Origin of the sequence: Methyloceanibacter methanicus (assembly GCF_001723285.1) — a bacterium.
Classification (GTDB): domain Bacteria; phylum Pseudomonadota; class Alphaproteobacteria; order Rhizobiales; family Methyloligellaceae; genus Methyloceanibacter; species Methyloceanibacter methanicus.
This window is the reverse complement of record NZ_LPWG01000002.1, coordinates 48,721-65,751: the sequence shown is the minus strand read 5'-3', so window position 1 is coordinate 65,751 and position 17,031 is coordinate 48,721. Positions and strand designations below refer to the sequence as shown.

At 66.8% G+C, this 17,031-nt stretch carries 13 protein-coding genes and 1 pseudogene; 4 read left to right on the top strand and 10 right to left on the bottom strand.

Annotation, left to right across the window (positions count from 1 at the left end; all coding sequences use genetic code 11):
• Positions 1-64: 64 nt before the first annotated feature.
• From olsB to AUC68_RS00880, 4 genes are all read right to left on the bottom strand, one after another.
• On the bottom strand, positions 65-952 hold the full coding sequence (olsB, locus tag AUC68_RS00895) for a l-ornithine N(alpha)-acyltransferase (protein ID WP_425283203.1): 888 nt from the start codon (positions 950-952) through the stop codon (positions 65-67).
• Between the two features lie 278 nt (positions 953-1,230).
• Positions 1,231-1,716 carry a response regulator gene (locus AUC68_RS00890; protein ID WP_069435923.1) on the bottom strand — a complete coding sequence of 162 codons (486 nt, stop codon included), beginning with the start codon at positions 1,714-1,716 and terminating at the stop codon, positions 1,231-1,233.
• Positions 1,713-3,515 (bottom strand): PAS domain-containing sensor histidine kinase, encoded by a 1,803-nt coding sequence (locus tag AUC68_RS00885; protein ID WP_141701025.1) that lies wholly within the window; start codon positions 3,513-3,515, stop codon positions 1,713-1,715. The genes AUC68_RS00890 and AUC68_RS00885 overlap by 4 nt, the downstream gene beginning before the upstream one ends.
• 113 nt (positions 3,516-3,628) lie before the next feature.
• Positions 3,629-5,164 (bottom strand): YifB family Mg chelatase-like AAA ATPase, encoded by a 1,536-nt coding sequence (locus AUC68_RS00880; RefSeq protein WP_069435921.1) that lies wholly within the window; start codon positions 5,162-5,164, stop codon positions 3,629-3,631.
• A 121-nt stretch (positions 5,165-5,285) separates the two neighbouring features.
• On the opposite strand from AUC68_RS00880, the gene AUC68_RS18495 reads away from it, so the two are divergent.
• Complete coding sequence (locus tag AUC68_RS18495; protein ID WP_083240267.1) at positions 5,286-5,588, top strand: 2TM domain-containing protein; 303 nt, start codon at positions 5,286-5,288, stop codon at positions 5,586-5,588.
• Here AUC68_RS18495 and gshB read toward each other — a convergent pair.
• From gshB to rph, 6 genes and pseudogenes are all read right to left on the bottom strand, one after another.
• Positions 5,488-6,435, bottom strand: a complete 948-nt coding sequence (gene gshB, locus AUC68_RS00875; protein ID WP_069435920.1) for a glutathione synthase — start codon at positions 6,433-6,435, stop codon at positions 5,488-5,490. The two genes, AUC68_RS18495 and gshB, sit on opposite strands and share 101 nt — an antisense overlap.
• Before the next feature lie 121 nt (positions 6,436-6,556).
• A complete protein-coding gene (locus tag AUC68_RS00870) occupies positions 6,557-6,916 on the bottom strand; it encodes a YraN family protein (protein WP_069435919.1) in 360 nt (119 codons plus the stop codon).
• Between the two features lie 184 nt (positions 6,917-7,100).
• Positions 7,101-7,727, bottom strand: a pseudogene (rsmI, locus tag AUC68_RS15410) (16S rRNA (cytidine(1402)-2'-O)-methyltransferase); the annotation flags it as partial.
• A gap of 179 nt (positions 7,728-7,906) precedes the next feature.
• Positions 7,907-9,082, bottom strand: a complete 1,176-nt coding sequence (gene hemW / locus AUC68_RS00865) for a radical SAM family heme chaperone HemW (RefSeq protein WP_069435918.1) — start codon at positions 9,080-9,082, stop codon at positions 7,907-7,909.
• Complete coding sequence (rdgB, locus tag AUC68_RS00860; RefSeq protein WP_244500327.1) at positions 9,057-9,704, bottom strand: RdgB/HAM1 family non-canonical purine NTP pyrophosphatase; 648 nt, start codon at positions 9,702-9,704, stop codon at positions 9,057-9,059. The genes hemW and rdgB overlap by 26 nt, the downstream gene beginning before the upstream one ends.
• Positions 9,697-10,413: a ribonuclease PH gene (gene rph / locus AUC68_RS00855; RefSeq protein WP_069436095.1), complete on the bottom strand. Its 717-nt coding sequence runs from the start codon at positions 10,411-10,413 to the stop codon at positions 9,697-9,699. Before rph ends, rdgB begins: the two co-directional genes overlap by 8 nt.
• A gap of 142 nt (positions 10,414-10,555) precedes the next feature.
• Between rph and AUC68_RS00850 the strand changes: the two genes are divergently transcribed.
• Genes AUC68_RS00850 through AUC68_RS00840 form a run of 3 tightly spaced genes read left to right on the top strand, consistent with a single transcriptional unit; the run spans position 10,556 to position 16,995 of the window.
• Positions 10,556-11,467, top strand: a complete 912-nt coding sequence (locus AUC68_RS00850; RefSeq protein WP_069435916.1) for a DUF6869 domain-containing protein — start codon at positions 10,556-10,558, stop codon at positions 11,465-11,467.
• Positions 11,440-14,187: a DNA mismatch repair protein MutS gene (gene mutS, locus AUC68_RS00845; RefSeq protein ID WP_069435915.1), complete on the top strand. Its 2,748-nt coding sequence runs from the start codon at positions 11,440-11,442 to the stop codon at positions 14,185-14,187. Before AUC68_RS00850 ends, mutS begins: the two co-directional genes overlap by 28 nt.
• A gap of 27 nt (positions 14,188-14,214) precedes the next feature.
• Positions 14,215-16,995 (top strand): [protein-PII] uridylyltransferase, encoded by a 2,781-nt coding sequence (locus AUC68_RS00840; protein ID WP_069435914.1) that lies wholly within the window; start codon positions 14,215-14,217, stop codon positions 16,993-16,995.
• Positions 16,996-17,031: the final 36 nt, after the last annotated feature.

Sequence of the window (17,031 nt, the reverse complement as noted above, 5' to 3'; positions counted from 1 at the left end):
GAGTTGCGACAGCGCGCGGGGCGGTTCGGTTCGCCCGCCCGGTTTAAGGGCCCCGTTCAAGGGCTCAGTTCAACGGGCCAAAACCGGAGGAGATAGGTGACGAAAGCGCGTCCGGCGCGCCGAAATGGGCGAAATAGCGGGAATTGATGTGCTCGACGGGCAGGATGATCAAGACGTCCGTCGTGCCGAACTGCCGGTCGATCACGGCGCCGTCGCCGATATAGGCGCCGAGCCGCAGATAGCCCTTGATCAGCGGCGGCATCGCCTTGAGCGCCGCGCGCATGTTCACCGCTTCCTTTGGCATCATGTTCATGTCGACGCGCAGATGATCGTGGGCTGAAACGCGCCACTCATCGGGCGCTTGGGCCGTATGGTGCAGAAAGCTGAGCGGCATCGCATGCTCCGCCGGATCGACTCCGGGGAAGCTGGCGCAACCGATCATGACGTCGACGCCGTGCTGGCGCACATAGGACCAGATGCCGTGCCAGAGCAGCTCGACCGTCCGGCGGTTGCGGTAGGGCTTCAGCACGCAGGACCGGCCGAGCTCCATGAAGCTGTATCCGGGCTTGGACCGGATCAGCGGCGCGATGTCGTATTCGCCCTGGGTGTAGAAGCCGTCGTGCTCGTCGGCGATGTCCTGGCGGAGCACGCGATAGGTGCCCACCACTTTGGGGCGCCGCCAGCCCTTCTTGTTGGCATCGCCATGGTCCACCACGAGAAGATGATCGAAGATCGGGTCGAAGGCGTCTTCGTCGCGCCGCGACAGCATGGCCAGCGCGTTGGGCGTGGCCGCCATCTCTTCGTAGAACACTTTATAACGGAGGCGTTGCGCGCGGCGGATTTCGCTCTTCTTGCGTGCGAGCCGTACCTCGAGCGAGCCCATCCGGCCGTAGACTTGCGCGGGCTGAAACCGTCCCCGAAACCCTGCCGAGAAGGGCCGGCCCCGGCCCATGAAGGGCAGCGCACCGGGGGGGCCCGGCCGGAAGTTCAAACCGGGGAGTTTGGCCCCAACCAGAAACTTTTCTGCAAAGCGTCCCGGAATCATTTTTGTCGGCATGGTTCAGCCCACCTGACGATCTTGGGGAACGTGCCGCGAGGCCTCAAGTAGCGCTCGACGGATCGCAGGGCCCTCCGGCCACCCCGATTCGGCCACATCAGAAGCGGGTTAGCAAACCAATTCGAACTCTATGTGACAGGCGGTGGAAATCGGGTCCACGGACGATAGGCCGTCTACCGCCTATGCCGCCCCCGCCCCGGTCGAGAGGCCGTTGCCCAGCCAGCGCGCGAGGAGACCCTCCAAGTCCCTCTTTTCAAACGGTTTCGCGAGGTAGTCGTCAAGCCTGCGGCGAGGTAGGCCGCCCGGTCCTCGGCGAGGGCGTTGGCCGTCAAGGCCACGATCGGCGGGCGCCCGTCGCCCGGTTCGGCCCCTGCGACATAGAGCGCGCGAATACGGGCAGCGGACTCCATGCCGTCCATATCCGGCATGTGGATATCCATCAGGACCAGATCGAACCCGCGCCCGGTTTCGAGCGCGTTCTTGGCTTTGGTGATGGCGTCGGCGCCGTCCCGCGCGTGGCTCACGGTGGCACCCGCCTTCTCGAGGACGGTGCGTGCGAGCAGAGCGTTGATGTCGTTGTCTTCGGCGAGCAGGATTGCGAGACCGGCCGCAGGACGCGCCCGCCCGCCGGCGGGGTGGGCGCCCTTGAGCCGTGTCACGGGTTGCTCAGGCATTGGCTGCGCGCGAAGAGTTGCGTGAGCGCCGAGACCGGCCGGACCGGGCGTACGAGATAGGCGTTGAAACCTTGCGCGGCTAGTGCGGCATAGGCGCTGCGTTCCCCGGGGTCGATGGTGACGACAGCGCGCGGGGCCGGCTGCCCCGGGGCACAGGCCAGGAACGGGAGGATCGCGCGGCCGCTCTTGCCGGCGTTGGCCGTATCGGTGAGCAGCGCGGTGTAGGGTGCGCCTTTGTCGGCCGCGGCTTGCGCCACGCGCACGGCCTCGTCCGCCGAGACGCGGGTCGCCGAGGCGCCCATGGAGGTGATGAGGTCGCTGACCACGGCGGCCTCGGTGCCGCCGTCGAGGAGGATCAAGACCTTGTCGTCGTCGCGCGGCGTTGGCCACGCGGCCCGCAGCGCCGGCGTGTCTTTCGGCGTTCCCAGCGGCAACTCGACGGTGAAGGTCGCGCCCGCCCCCGGCTCGCTGGCAACCCGGATCTGGCCGCCCATGGCTCGCACTAGCCCCTTGGAGATCGCAAGGCCAAGCCCCGTCCCGCCGTGGCGGCGCGCCGGGGCCTGATCGGCTTGCTCGAATTCGGCGAAGATGCGTTCGAGGGCCTGTGGTGGGACGCCGGGCCCCGTATCGGTCACGTCGAAGCGCACGACCGTCCGCTCCGGATCGGAGGAGTCTTCGGCGCGTTTTGCGGTCAGAGCGACGCCGCCCTGCTCGGTGAATTTAATCGCGTTGCCCACGAGATTCATCAGAACCTGCCGGATTCGCGCCTGGTCGCCCACAACTGTCTGCGGCAGATCGGGCGCGACGAACCAGCCGATCTCGAGCCCCTTGTCGCGGGCGCGGGGGCCGAGAAGCTCGACGACGCCCTGGGCCGTCTCGGTGAGATCGAACGGCGCCGGGCGCAAGTCCGTCTTGCCCGCTTCGATCTTCGAGAAATCGAGGACTTCGTCGATGAGGCTCAGCAGCGTGGTCGCGGACGTCGAGATGGCGCGCGCATACGTCATCTGTTCCGGCGAGAGCTTGGTGTCGAGCAACAGGTCCGTCATGCCGAGAATGCCGTTCATCGGTGTACGGATTTCATGGCTCATCGAGGCGAGGAATCGCGACTTGGCCTGACTTGCGGTCATCGCCTGGTCGCGGGCCTGCGCCAGGGCAAGTTCCGCCGCGCGTTGTTCGGTGACGTCGCGTCCGATGCTTTGGATTTCGCTAGGGCCGCCGTGCTCGCTTGGCAGGGGGGAATCCTCCCAGACGAACCAGCGCGGCCCCGACGTGGTCGAAAGCTCGACCACACGGGTGTCGCGCACGCCATTGCGTTGTCCCGTGTCTTGAGTCGCTTCGCTGTCGAGGATCGGAAGCGACAGGGGATGGCCCAGCACGTCGCGCCGTTCGACGCCGAACGTCTTGCAGAAGGCGTCGTTGACGAAAGACAACATCCCGTCGGCGTCGCGGCGGGCGATCACGTCATCCTGGTGGTCGAGCAGGTCGCGGTAGCGCGCCTCGCGCTCACGGATTTCCCATTGCAGGTCTTTGATCGATTCGAGGCCTGAATCGAGGCGGGCAGCGAGGGATTCCAGCTGTGCGTGGCGGGGTCCTGAGTTCCAGCGCGCGGCCATGACAAGGAGGGCGATGCCGAGGAGCAAGGGCGCGAGCGTGAGCACCACCGGTCCGGCCGGGCCGATCAGGGACAACCCGATCAGCACCAGCGCGAGACACGCGATGGGTATGGGTGCACGCGCACTCCCGGCGCTGTCAGCGCCGAAGCTCTGCCAGATTGTGTACTGCACTGTCTTGACGCCTGTTTATATGCCGGACATTTGCCCTGGCTTTTCATTGGCGCCGAGCTTGGCAGAGAAAGTTTGAGAAACTCTTGAGAGGCCGAAATCGGCCAAAAAGCGCGCTAGGCGGCCACTTTGGCCCGGCGCAGGGCCTCGCCGCGATAGCTCAGCGCCTCGGCGATATGGATCCGGGAGACGGTTTCGGCCCCGTCGAGGTCGGCCAGGGTCCGTGCCACGCGCAAGGTCCGATGGTAGCCGCGGGCGCTCAAGGACAGGGTGCCGGCCGCGTCGCGCAGAAGGGCGAGACCTTGCGCATCGGGCGCAGCGACCTCTTCCAGCACGGCGCCGTCGGCCTGCGCGTTCGTGCGCACGAGAGGCAGACCAAGCCGTTGGTAGCGCGCCGTCTGGCGGGTTCGCGCCGCGGCGACGCGGTCCCGCACCTCGGCGCTCCCCTCGGCGGAACGTGGCAGAACGAGGTCGGCGGCGGACACGGCGGGCACTTCGATTTGCAGGTCGATCCGGTCGAGCAGCGGCCCGGAGATGCGGGCCTGGTAGCGATCCGCGCAAGCGGGGCCCTGACGGCAGACATGGCCCGGCTCGCCCGCGTGGCCGCAGCGGCACGGGTTCATCGCCGCGACCAGTTGCACCCGGGACGGATAGGCGATGCGGTGATTGGCCCGGGCGATCACGGTTTCGCCGCTCTCGAGCGGCTGGCGCAAGGCGTCCAGGACCTGCGGATTGAACTCGGGCAATTCGTCGAGGAACAGGACCCCGAGATGGGCCAGCGCCACCTCGCCGGGGCGCGGCCGCGTTCCCGCGCCGACCAGCGCGGCCATGCTGGCAGAGTGATGGGGCGCGCGGAAGGGCCGGTTGCGGCCGATGCGGCCGCCGGCCAAATCGCCCGCAAGGCTCCGGATCATGCTGACTTCCAGCATCTCGGCGGGTGCGAGCGGCGGCAGGATCGAGGGCATCCGCTTGGCCAGCATCGACTTGCCCGAACCCGGCGGGCCCACCATCAGGAAGTGGTGCCCGCCCGCGGCCGCGACCTCGAGCGCGCGCTTGGCCGTCTCCTGCCCCTTAATGTCGCCGAGATCCGGCATGGCCTCGTCTTCAGCCTCCAGATCGGGCTCCGGCCGCCGCAAGGTCTGGAGGCCCTTGAAGTGATTGAGCAGCTGCAACAAATCGCCAGGCGCCAGGATCGGCATGTCGGACGCCGCCCAGGCGGCCTCGGGCCCGCACGCTTCAGGACAGATCAGCCCCTTGTCCATGGCATTGGCCCCGATGGCCGCGGGCAGCGCGCCGGCGATCGTGGCGATCGACCCGTCGAGCGCCAGTTCGCCGAGGACGCAATAGCCCTCGATGGCATCCGGCGCGATCGCGCCCGCGGACGCCATGACCCCAAGGGCGATGGGGAGATCGTAATGGCTGCCTTCCTTGGGAAGATCGGCGGGGGCGAGGTTCACAGTGATGCGCTTGGGGGGCAGCGCCAGCCCGATGGCGTTCAGTGCCCCGCGCACCCGTTCCCGGCTCTCGGCCACCGCCTTGTCGGGCAGGCCCACGATGGTGAAGGCCGGCATGCCGGAACTGATCTGCACCTGGACATCCACCGCGCGGGCCTCGATGCCCTCGAATGCGACCGTCGTAACCCGCGCGAACATGTCCGAACCCCCGTTTGGTTGCCGGGGGCAATGCTATCGCAGCGTGTACGTGCACGCAAGAACATTAGGAGAACAAACGGGAGGTCTGCCAAATTCGCCATGATCGTGTTTGTCTTCGCCCATGAAGACCGATTCGATCCCGCTCGGATTCTTGATCCACGCAGGTGTCTACCTCGCCGTCGTTGGGTTGTGTGCCGGGCTGGCGCTGTCTCATGATCCGCCGCGCCACTGGTTCGTTTGGGTTGCGGCCGGGTGGGGCATTGGCCTCGGGGCCCATGCGCTGGCCGTGTGGCGCGCGCGCGTGCAAGACGGCGCGAGCGGTCCTAGCGCGCCGCCACCTTCTTCTCCACCACGTCCCAGATCATGGCGGCGATGTCGTTGCCGCCGAACTCCTTCACCTGGCGGATGCCCGTGGGCGAGGTGACGTTGATCTCGGTGAGGTAGTCGCCGATCACGTCGATCCCGGTGAAGATGAGCCCGCGCTCCTTGAGCGCCGGACCGAGCCGCGCGCAGATCTCGTCCTCGCGCGGAGTCAGCGTGGTGGCCTTGGCCGTGCCGCCCACATGCAGGTTCGAACGCGTTTCGTCCGCGGCCGGCACCCGGTTGATGGCGCCCGCCACCTCGCCGTCGACCAGGATGATGCGCTTGTCGCCCGCGCGCACGTCCGGGAGGTAGCGCTGGACCATGATGGGCTCGCGAAAGGTCTGGCCGAGCAATTCGATGAGCGAGTTGAGATTGGTGTCGCCCTCGGCGATGCGGAAGATCGCGGCCCCGCCATTGCCGTAGAGCGGCTTCACCACGATGTCTTTGTGCTCGTCCCGAAAGGCGCGGATCTCGTCCGGCGAGCGGGTCACCAGCGTCGGCGGCATGAGGTCGAGAAAGTCGAGCACGAAGACTTTCTCCGGCGCGTTGCGGACCGAGGCGGGGTCGTTGACCACGAGCGTGCCGGGCTGCAACCGCTCCAGAAGATGCGTCGTGGTGATATAGGCCATGTCGAAGGGCGGGTCCTGGCGGAGCTGCACCACGTCGAAGTCGGAAAGGTCCACGTTGCGCGGGTGTGCGAGCCGGTAGTGATCGCCCGGCTTGTCCTCGACCGTGAGGCTGTGGCCGTGGGCGATCAGCCGCCCGTCCTTCAGGGAGAGATTGGGCGGGGTGTAGTAGAACACGTCATGGCCGCGCCGCTGCGCCTCCAAGAGAAGCGCGAAGGTCGAATCCCCGTTGATATCGATGCGCTCGATCGGGTCCATCTGGAAGGCGACTTTGAGAGCCATGATGTCCTGTTAGGTCTGAAGGCCGACGCCGGTCTCGGGCAAAGGCCGTTTCGTTGGGGCGGAACTTGCGCGTTGAGGGCATCCATTTCAAGCGCCGCAGTGGCCAGCCTCGCGCCCGGTTCTAGGTTGGAAACGCGTTTTCCACGTGGCGCGGGAGCGCCCACGGCGCACACAGCACCACATCGAAGGCGATGGCATACCCGACAAAGGCCGGATGACTGGCGATCCAGTATTGGGCGGCGCGCACGATGCGCCGCTTCTGTTTCGCCGTCACGGCAAAGGCGGCTTCGTCTCGCGTTTTCCGCCGCTTGACCTCCACGAAGGCCAGCCGCTGGCCCTTCGTGGCAACGAGATCGATCTCGCCCACGGGCGAGCGGTAGCGCCGCGCCACAATGCGATAGCCCTTGAGCCGGTAGAGCCATGCCGCGAGGGTCTCCGCCATGATCCCGGCGCGATAGGCGCGCACGCGGGCCCGGCTCATGGCGTGCCGCGCTTCGCCAACGAGAGGCCGAGCTCGTAGACGCGGGCGCGCTTGACCCCCGCGCGTCCGTCACCGCGCGCACCGCGTCTCGCAGGCTCATGGTCCGAGCGCGGCTCAGGTCCGCAAGGAGGCGCGCATCGTCCACCTCCGCCTCTTCCGTGCTTGGCGGCGCGACCACAACGGCCACTTCGCCTTTGACCGGCTGCGCCTCGATCTGCCCGGCAAGACTATCGACGGTGCCGCGATGGAGCGTCTCGTGCAGCTTGGTGAGTTCGCGGGCGATCACCGCCTCGCGCGGACCGAGCACGGCCGCCATGTCCTCAAGGCTCTTGGCAAGACGCGGGGCCGTTTCGAAGAAGATCAACGTCGCTTGGGTGTCGCGCAGCGCCTCCAGGCGGGTGTGACGCGGCCCGGACTTGGGCGGCAGGAAGCCGCCGAAGAGGAACGTATCGGTCGGCAGCCCCGCGGACGTCAGCGCGGCGAGCGCCGCCGACGGGCCCGGAATGCTGGTGACCGTGAGCCCGGCATCGAGCGCCTCGCGCACGAGCTTGTAGCCCGGGTCCGAGACGAGCGGCGTGCCGGCATCGGAGATCAGCGCAACGGCATAGCCGGCCTCGATCCGTGCGAGCAGCTTCGGCCGCTCGCGCGCGGCGTTGTGCTCGTGATAGGGCGTCAGCTCAGCGTGGATATTGTAGTGCGACAGCAATTTCCGCGAGTGCCGCGTGTCCTCGGCGGCCACGAGCGGCGCGCGGGCCAGAACCGCAAGCGCCCTCAAGGAAATGTCGGCGAGATTGCCGATGGGTGTGGCCACGAGGTAGAGCCCGGCCGCCAGCGGCCGGTCCAGGAGCTCGGCCAGGGCTTCGCCGGCCCGCGCCACCGTCCTCGCATTGGCCTCTTCTTTGCCGTCGTCTCGCACGGGTCGATCTCGTTGTTCTCACGCGTTCCGTGCGTGAGACGTTATGCGGATTCGCGGTTCTTCGCACCCGGCCCTCAGGCGGCGAGCTCGAGGATCAGCCGTTCCAGCACCAGCCGTCCCGTTGGCGTGGCTGTCAGCCGGTCGCCGGTCCGGCTGAGCAGGCCTTCGGCGGCGAGGGCATCGATGCGGGTCTCGTCGAGGGGTGTGCCGGCAAGCGCGGCGAACCGGGACAGGCCCATGCCTTCGGCCAGCCGCAAGGCCATCAACAGATACTCCTCCGCCGATTCGCGTGGGCTGAGCGGCTCGTCGCTGGCAAGGCCGTGCCCGCGCGCCTCGACCTCAGCCAGCCAGGCTTCGGGGAGCCGCAAAGTGGAAAGCGCCCTTTTCGTGCCGCCCGTGGTGATGCGGGCATGGGCGCCCGCGCCGATGCCGGCATAGTCGTGGCCGCGCCAGTAGACGAGGTTGTGGCGGGATTCCGCGCCGGGCACGGCGTGGTTGGAGACCTCATAGGCCGGAAGCCCCGCCGCCTCGCACAGTTCCTGGGTCGCCAGATACATCGCGCGCGCCGCCTCGCTCGCGGGCACATGCAGACGCCCGGCCTCGTGCAGCGCGGCAAAGGGCGTCCCGTCCTCGATGGTCAGTTGGTACAGCGACAGGTGATCAGCCGCGAACCCGAGCGCGCGGGTGAGTTCGTCCGTCCAGCCGTCGAGCGACTGCCCCTCCCGCGCATAGATCAGGTCGAAGGAGATCCGTTCGAAACAGTCCCGCGCCAGCGCGAAGGCCGCCAGCGCTTCGTCGGCGCTATGGCAGCGCCCGAGGGCTTTGAGGCTGGCATCATCCAGGGCCTGAACCCCGAGCGAGAGGCGGTTGACTCCCGCAGCTGCATAGCCTCGGAAGTTCTCCGCCTCCACGCTGGTGGGATTGGCCTCGAGCGTGATCTCCGCGTTCGCATCGAGCGTCCAATGCGTGGCGATCGCGTCGAGGATCGCATCCGTGACGCGCGGGGCCATGAGCGAAGGCGTCCCGCCACCAAAAAAGACGCTCGTCACGGTTCGCGGCGTGAGTGCCGCGAAATGGGCCAGCTCCTTGAGATAGGCGGCGAGGAAACGGTCCTCGTCGATGCCGCCATGGCGCACATGGGAGTTGAAGTCGCAATAGGGGCACTTGGCCGCGCAGAACGGCCAATGGACGTAGACACCGAACGGCTCTGCGTCGGACAAGGCTCTAGTCTGTGTTGCCGTCTTCGGCATAGGTCGCCTCGATCAGCTGTTCGAAGGCGCGCATGCGGTGCGACAGGTCGTTCTTCAGCGCCGGATCCATCTCGCCGAACGTCTCCTTATAGCCTTCGGGCACGAAGATGGGGTCGTAGCCGAAGCCATGCTCGCCGCGCGGCGGCCATTGGATATGCCCGAAGACGCGGCCGGAAAACACGGCCTCGTCGCCGTTGGGGGCGGCCAGGGCCAGGGCACAAGTGAAGTTGGCGTGGCTGAAGGCGCCCCCCGTGGCCGCCAGGGCCTCGTGCACGCGCTGCATCGCTTCGGCAAAGTCCTTCTTCGGTCCGGCCCAACGCGCCGAATGGATGCCGGGTTCGCCACCGAGCGCGTCGACTTCGAGGCCGGAATCGTCGGCCAACGCCATCATGCCCGACCCGGATGCGGCCGTATGGGCTTTCAAGAGCGCGTTGGCCTCGAAGGTGTCGCCGGTCTCCTCCGGTTCGGGCAGGTCGAGGCTCCCGGCAGAGACGCAAGCGATCCCGAGTGGCGCGAACAGCTCTCCGAGTTCGCGCACCTTGCCTTCGTTGTGGCTGGCGATCACAAGTTTCGAATCGCGATGAAGCGCGCCACATCCAAGCACCGCCATCCCCCTAGCCAATGGTCATCTTTTGAAGTTCGACGAGTTCGGCGATGCCGCCGCGTGCCAGCCCCATCAGCGCATCGAATTGCTCCTGGCTGAAGGGGTCGGTCTCCGCCGTCCCCTGGACTTCCACGATCCCGCCCTGGCCGGTCATCACGAAATTCGCATCCGCGTCCGCTTCGGAATCCTCGGCGTAGTCGAGATCGAGCACAGGCTCGCCGCCATAGAGCCCGCATGAGACCGCCGCCACGTGATCGGTCAAGACATTGCCTTTGATCATGTTGCGCGCCTCCATCCAGGCGAGCGCGTCGTGCAAGGCGACCCAGGCGCCGGTGATCGATGCAGTGCGCGTGCCGCCGTCGGCTTGCAGCACATCGCAGTCGATGAGGACCTGCTTCTCGGCGAGGCCGGCGAGATTGGTCACCGCCCGTAAGGAGCGGCCGATCAGGCGTTGAATCTCCTGGGTCCGGCCAGACTGCTTGCCGGCCGCCGCCTCGCGGCGGGTCCGGTCGTGAGTGGCGCGCGGGAGCATGCCGTATTCCGCGGTGACCCAGCCACGTCCCGAGCCCTTGAGCCAGGGCGGCACGTTTTCGGCGACCGAGGCCGTGCACAAGACATGGGTCTCGCCGAAGCGGACAAGGCAAGAGCCTTCGGCATGGCGCGAGGCCGCGCGTTCCAGGCTGACGGGGCGCAGCGCGTCCGGTGCGCGTTTCGAAGGGCGAGTGATGACGGCTCTCCTGACAAATGGCGTTGAGGCCGCGCACCCTAGAGGACACCGAAAGGCGCGGGAAGCCATTTCCCAACCGTCCTCCCCAACTGTCGCGGCGCGCGCCCTTGTGCGCCCGACGGTGAGAAGCTAGGACGCTTTGATGGCCTGGTGCGACGAAGTTTTGGGGTTTTGCGATGCCTCGGGCGCCGCGCTCGATCCCGTGCCCGGCTACGGCGAGGTCGCCGCGCGGATCGAGGCCATGCCCATGACCGACTGGGTGCGCGCTTGGCGCGAGGTCTGCACGACCCGATTCCGGGATCGCACGCACGGGGTGTATGCCTTCGTCATGCATTTCGACCGCTTGTCCCATGACGATCCGAAGCGCGGGATCGTCTTCATCGAGGCGGCGCTGCAGCACGAGCAAGACGAAGAGGTCCTCAACCTGATCGCCAAAGGCAAGCCGCTCGGTCAGCTTCTTGTCTTCCGCGCCTCGGTGGCGACGCCTCTCCTGCAAGAGCTTGCACTGCGGCAGCCGCGTCTGCGGTGGCTGATGGGCCGCCAGGCGGCGTCCATAGGGAACGGCAAGGTAGACGATCCGGATCTGGCGCGGCGCCTCCTGACGATCTGCGACGAGCCCGCCTACCGGGCCTGGGAAGAGGCGGCGTATCCCAAGTCCGAGCCGGTCGCGTTCGAGGCGCTGCCGCTCCCGGAACTTGCCACGAAATGGGTCGAGGTCATGTCGCGCTCTGATATCGAGATCGAGCGCGACGACCAGTGGTACGACCTCTACGATTACCAGCACACCCTGACTGGAAGCGAGCCCTTGAAGGCCTTGGCCTTGGTGAAGGCCATACTCGAGATCGAGGACAATCCCAACCTGCTCGGGATCCTATCCGCCGGGATGCTGGAGGACTTGATACCCTATGACGACGGTCCGGTCGTCGATGCGGTGGTGGCGGAGGCCGCCCGCGACCCGAATTTCCAGGATTTGCTGTGTGGCGTGTGGTTCGATGATTTGAGCCCGGAGGTGGTCGCCCGGCTCACATGGGCCTGCAATCAGAGACGGTCATGACGGTGGACGACACGACGAAATCGCAGCTCCGTGCGCCCGAGGGCGTCACGCCGATGATGGCGCAGTACTTGGAGATAAAGGCCGCCAACGCCGACAGCCTTCTGTTCTACCGCATGGGCGACTTCTACGAGATGTTCTTCGAGGACGCCTCGGTCGCCTCGCGCGCGCTCGGGATCGCGCTGACCAAGCGCGGCAAGCATCTCGGCGAGGACATTCCCATGTGCGGCGTGCCGGTCCATGCCGCCGACGATTATCTGCAGAAACTGATCGCGCTCGGACACCGCGTAGCCGTGTGCGAACAGACCGAGGACCCAGCCGAGGCCAAGAAGCGCGGGGCGAAGGCCGTCGTCCGGCGCGATGTCGTCCGGCTTGTCACGCCCGGGACGCTGACCGAGGAGTCGCTGCTCGACGCCGCGCCCACAACTTCCTCACGGCTCTGTTCCGGGAGCCGCACGGAGACGGGCGCGGAACCGCGCTTCGCCTTGGCCTCGATCGACATTTCCACCGGCGAACTCATCGCGGCGACCTGCCGGCTGACCGACATGCCTGGCGAGCTCGCGCGCATCCGGCCCGGCGAGGTGCTCGCCGGCGAGGACCTCGCGAGCGACGAAGCGATCCGCAATCTCGTCAAGGAGGCCGGTGCCGCGTTGACGCCCTGCCCGCGCGCGCATTTCGACTCGGTCCGTGGCGAACGGGCCTTGAAGGAGCGTCTCGGCGTGGCCGCGCTGGACGCGTTCGGCGAATTCTCACGGGCCGAGCTCGCGGCGCTTGCGGGCCTGCTCACCTATGTGGAGCTCACCCAGGTGGGCCGCGCGCCGCTTCTGCGTCCACCGCGCAAGGAAAGCGCCGACAAGCTTCTGCTGATCGATGCGGCGACGCGGGTCAATCTCGAGCTGGTGCGCTCGAACCAGGGAACGCGGGCGGGCAGTCTCCTCGCCGCGATCGACCGGACCGTCACGGCGGCCGCGGCGCGCGAACTGGCCAGCCGTCTTTCGAGCCCGCTGACCGATGGACCCGCGGTCAATGCCCGGCTCGATGCGGTGGGCTATCTCGCGGACGAACCGCGCCTGCGTCAGGATCTGCGCGACGGCTTGAAGGCGGCACCGGACCTCGCCCGCGCTTTGGCGCGTCTCGCCTTCGGCCGCGGCACCCCGCGCGACCTCGGTGCGGTCCAGACGGCGATCGGCGCGGCGCACGCGCTTGCGGCCCGGCTCTTGAACGCAGGCGAAGCGCTCGGTCTGCCGCGCGAACTGATGGCCATCGCCGAGCGCCTGGCGCAAGCGCCGCAGGCGGTCGCCGCGTCCTTGTCCGCCGCTCTTGCGGACGAATTGCCCGTCAACGCTCGCGACGGCGGCTTCGTGCGGCCCGGTTTCGACACCGATCTCGACGAGTTGCGGGCCTTGCGCGACGGCAGCCGCAAGGTCATTGCCGGCCTCCAGGCGACCTATGCGGAGGCAACGGGCATCAAGTCGCTCAAGGTCCGGCACAACAGCGTGCTCGGCTATTTCGTGGAGGTAACGGCGCTGCACGCGCCCACGCTGACGGCCGCGCCCCATGCAGAGACCTTCATCCACCGCCAGACCATGGCCAATGCGGTGCGTTTCTCGACCACCGAGCTCGCCGAGCTCGAATCGCGCATCACGTCCGCGGCCGAACGGGCGCTCGCGCTTGAGCTGGATATCTTCGCCAGGCTCACGGCCGAGGTGATGGATGCGGAACGGTCTCTGTCTTCGGCCAGCGCCGCGCTCGCCGAACTCGATGCCTATGCCGGGCTTGCCGAGCTAGCGGTGGAGCAGCGCTATGTGCGGCCTCGCGTGGACGACAGCACCGTCTTCGCGATCGAGGAAGGCCGCCATCCGATGGTGGAACAGACATTGCGCCGAGAGCAAAGCGCGGACTTCATCGGCAACGATTGCCGGCTTCGCGGTGGTGGGGACGACCAGAACGACGCGCCGAGCGCACTCGTGGTGACCGGTCCCAACATGGGCGGAAAGTCCACGTTCCTGCGCCAAAACGCCCTGATCGTGGTCTTGGCGCAGGCCGGGGCCTTCGTGCCCGCGAAGTCTGCCCATATCGGTCTTGTGGACAGGCTGTTCAGTCGCGTCGGGGCCGCGGACGACCTCGCGCGTGGGCGCTCCACCTTCATGGTCGAGATGGTCGAAACCGCCGCGATCCTCAATCAGGCGACGCCGCGATCCTTCGTGGTCCTGGACGAGATCGGACGGGGCACGGCGACCTTCGATGGTCTGTCCATCGCCTGGGCCGCGCTCGAATATCTGCACGAGGTGAACAGGTCGCGGGTCCTGTTCGCCACGCACTATCACGAACTCACGGCACTCGCCGACCGGCTGCCCCGTGTGGCCAACGCGACTGTCGAGGTCAAGGAGTGGCGCGAGGCGATCGTGTTTTTGTATCGTGTGAAGATGGGCGCCGCGGACCGGTCCTATGGCATCCATGTGGCGAAGCTCGCCGGACTTCCGGCGCCCGTCCTCGACCGCGCCGGCGCCGTCTTGGCGGAGCTCGAGAAGGCCGATGGGCGTCCGAAACCGGCGGACCTTGCAGGCGACCTGCCGCTGTTTCAGGCCGCCGTCTCGACGCGGCCGGACGGTTCGCCGTCGAAACTGGCCGAGGCGCTGCGCGACTACAATCCCGACGGGATGACGCCGAAAGAGGCTCTGGAAGCGCTCTATCGCTTGAAGGGGCTATTAGACGATGCCTAGCGGACGGATGTGCTAAGGTCGGCTCCAATGGATCAAGCGGTCATCAAACAGCCTCCCTATTTCGACTTCGACTCATTGCGCGAACAAACCGCCGAGGTTGCGCGGGCCCATGCGGGCCAAGACACGCAAATGCGCGCGGCGCTGGTCGAGTTCCTGAAGCCTTACGTCGATCAGGCGCGAGCCTTTGCCAAGGCGCAGCTGGAAGACGACGGGGACGGGCGCGCTTGCGCCGCCGGCCTGTCGGCGTTCCAGGACGAATTGATTCGCCTCGCCTACGACTTCACCACGGAGCACGTCTATAGGGCCGAGAATCCCTCCACGTCGGAACGCATGGCCGTTGTGGCGCAAGGCGGTTACGGACGGGGGTTGCTGGCACCGGGCTCGGACATCGACCTGCTGTTCCTGCTGCCCTACAAGCAGACCGCCTGGGGCGAGAGCGTCGCGGAGTACATCCTCTATCTCCTGTGGGACCTTGGCTTCACGGTGGGGCACGCGGCGCGCACGATCAGCCAGTGCTTGCGGCTGAGCCGGGCCGACATGACCATCCGCACCGCGCTGCTCGACGCGCGGCTGATCCTCGGCGACGAAAAGCTCTTTGCCGAGTTTCTCCATCGGTTCCGGCGCGAGGTGCTCGATGTGGACGCGCGCGCCTTCATCGAAGCGAAGCTTGCCGAGCAGCATGCGCGTCATTCGCGTGCGGGCGCCTCGCGTTATCTCGTGGAGCCGAACATCAAGGAAGGCACTGGTGGCCTGCGCGACCTGCACACGCTGCATTGGCTCGCCAAGCACGTCTATCCCGACCAGGCCGAGGACGAGTTCGTCGATGCCGGCGTGTTCACGCCCGGTGAATATGCCAGCTTCCGCCGCTGCGAGTTCTTCCTGTGGACGGTCCGGTGTCACCTGCATTTTCTCACCGGCCGGGAGGAAGACCGGCTGAGTTTCGATCTGCAACGGGCCATGGCGGAACGGCTCGGCTACCGCGCCCATGCGGGGCTCAGCGGTGTCGAGCGGTTCATGAAGCACTACTTCATGGTCGCGCTGGAGGTCGGTCAGTTGACGCGGATCGTTTGTACCGCGCTGGAGTTGAAGCAACTGAAATCCGTGCCCTCGCTCGATGCGCTCCTGGCGCCGTTCGACTGGCGCCGGCGCGCCAAGCTGCGCCGTACCTCCGATTTCCGGATCGAGAACGGCCGAATCTCCACCGTCTCCAAGGACGCGTTCAAGACCGATCCGGTCAACTTCATTCGCCTGTTCGTCGTGGCCGACGAAAGTCAGGCCGCGCTGTCGCCCGAAGTGCTGCGCCTGATCCGCGCGAATTTCAGTCTCATCGACGAAGATCTGCGCCAGGATCCGACCGCCAACAAATTGTTCCTGAAACTGCTGACGTCGGCACGCGATCCGGAGGCCGCGCTGCGCAAAATGACCGAGGCCGGCGTGCTCGGGCGGTTCATCCCCGAGTGGGGCCGCGTGGTGTCGATGATGCAGTTCAACATGTATCACCACTTCACGGTGAACGAGCATCTGGTCCGCACGGTAGGCCATCTCGATGCCATCGAGCGCGGGAAGCACGCGGCCGAACACCCGCTCGCGAACGAGATCCTTAACACGATCGACAATCGCCGCGCGCTCTACGTCGCGGCGCTGCTGCACGACGTGGCCAAGGGGCGTGACGAGGATCACTCCATCGCGGGCGCGCGAATTGCCCGGGAGCTTTGTCCGCGCCTGGGGCTCACGCCATCCGAAACCGAGACGGTGTCCTGGCTGATCGAGCAACACCTCACCATGAGCCTGTTCGCGCAAAGCCGCGACCTCAACGATCCGAAGACCATTCGGGACTTTGCGGAGATCGTGCAAAGCCGGGAGCGGCTCAAGCTGCTCCTGCTCCTGACGGTCTGCGACATTTGCGCGGTCGGGCCGGGCACTTGGACCGGGTGGAAGGGGCAGCTCTTGCGAACTCTCTACTACGAGACCGAGCCGTTGCTGGGCGGCGGCCACACCGAACTCACGCGGTCGCAGCGCCTGCGGCGCGCGCAGAACGAACTGCGCGAGCGCCTGGCCGATTGGCCGGAGAAGGATCTCAACCGGTTTATCGACCGGCACTACCCGGCCTATTGGCTGCGTACCGATCTCGATGTCATTGCCGAGCATGCGCGGTTGTTGCGCGAGGCCGAAGAGCAGAACAGCATCGTCGTCACGAATATTTCGACCGATGCGTTCCGCGGCGTCACGCAACTCACGCTGTTCGCGCCGAACCATCCCTGGCTGCTTGCGATGGTGGCGGGCGCGTGTACGGGGGCCGGCGCGAATATCGCCGACGCACAGATTTCGACCACCCGCGACGGCATGGCGCTCGACACGATCCACCTCGAGCGCGAGTTCGACCACGCCGAAGACGAAAAGCGGCGCGCGCGCAAGATCGCGACATCGATCGAGCGCATGCTCAAGGGCGAAACCGATGTGGTTGACGTGATCAAGGCCAAGGTCATCGGCGCCTCGCGCCTCTCCGCCTTCTCCGTCGAGCCCCAGGTCATTATCGACAACACGATCTCCGATGCACTGACGGTCATCGAGATCAACGCGCTCGACCGGCCCGGCCTGCTCTACGAAGTCACCCGCGAAATATCGAACCTCAATCTCGACATCGCCTCCGCGCATATCGCGACCTTCGGCGAGAAGGCCGTGGACGTGTTCTACGTGACCGATCTCACCGGCAAGAAAGTCAGGAGCTCCAGCCGCGAGTCTTTGATCCGGGAGCGTTTGACCCGCGTGCTCATGGAAACGCAAGAGCCGGAATTGGAGCTCTCGTGATCCTGGGCGCCACCCGCTCGTAAGCCGCCTATCCCG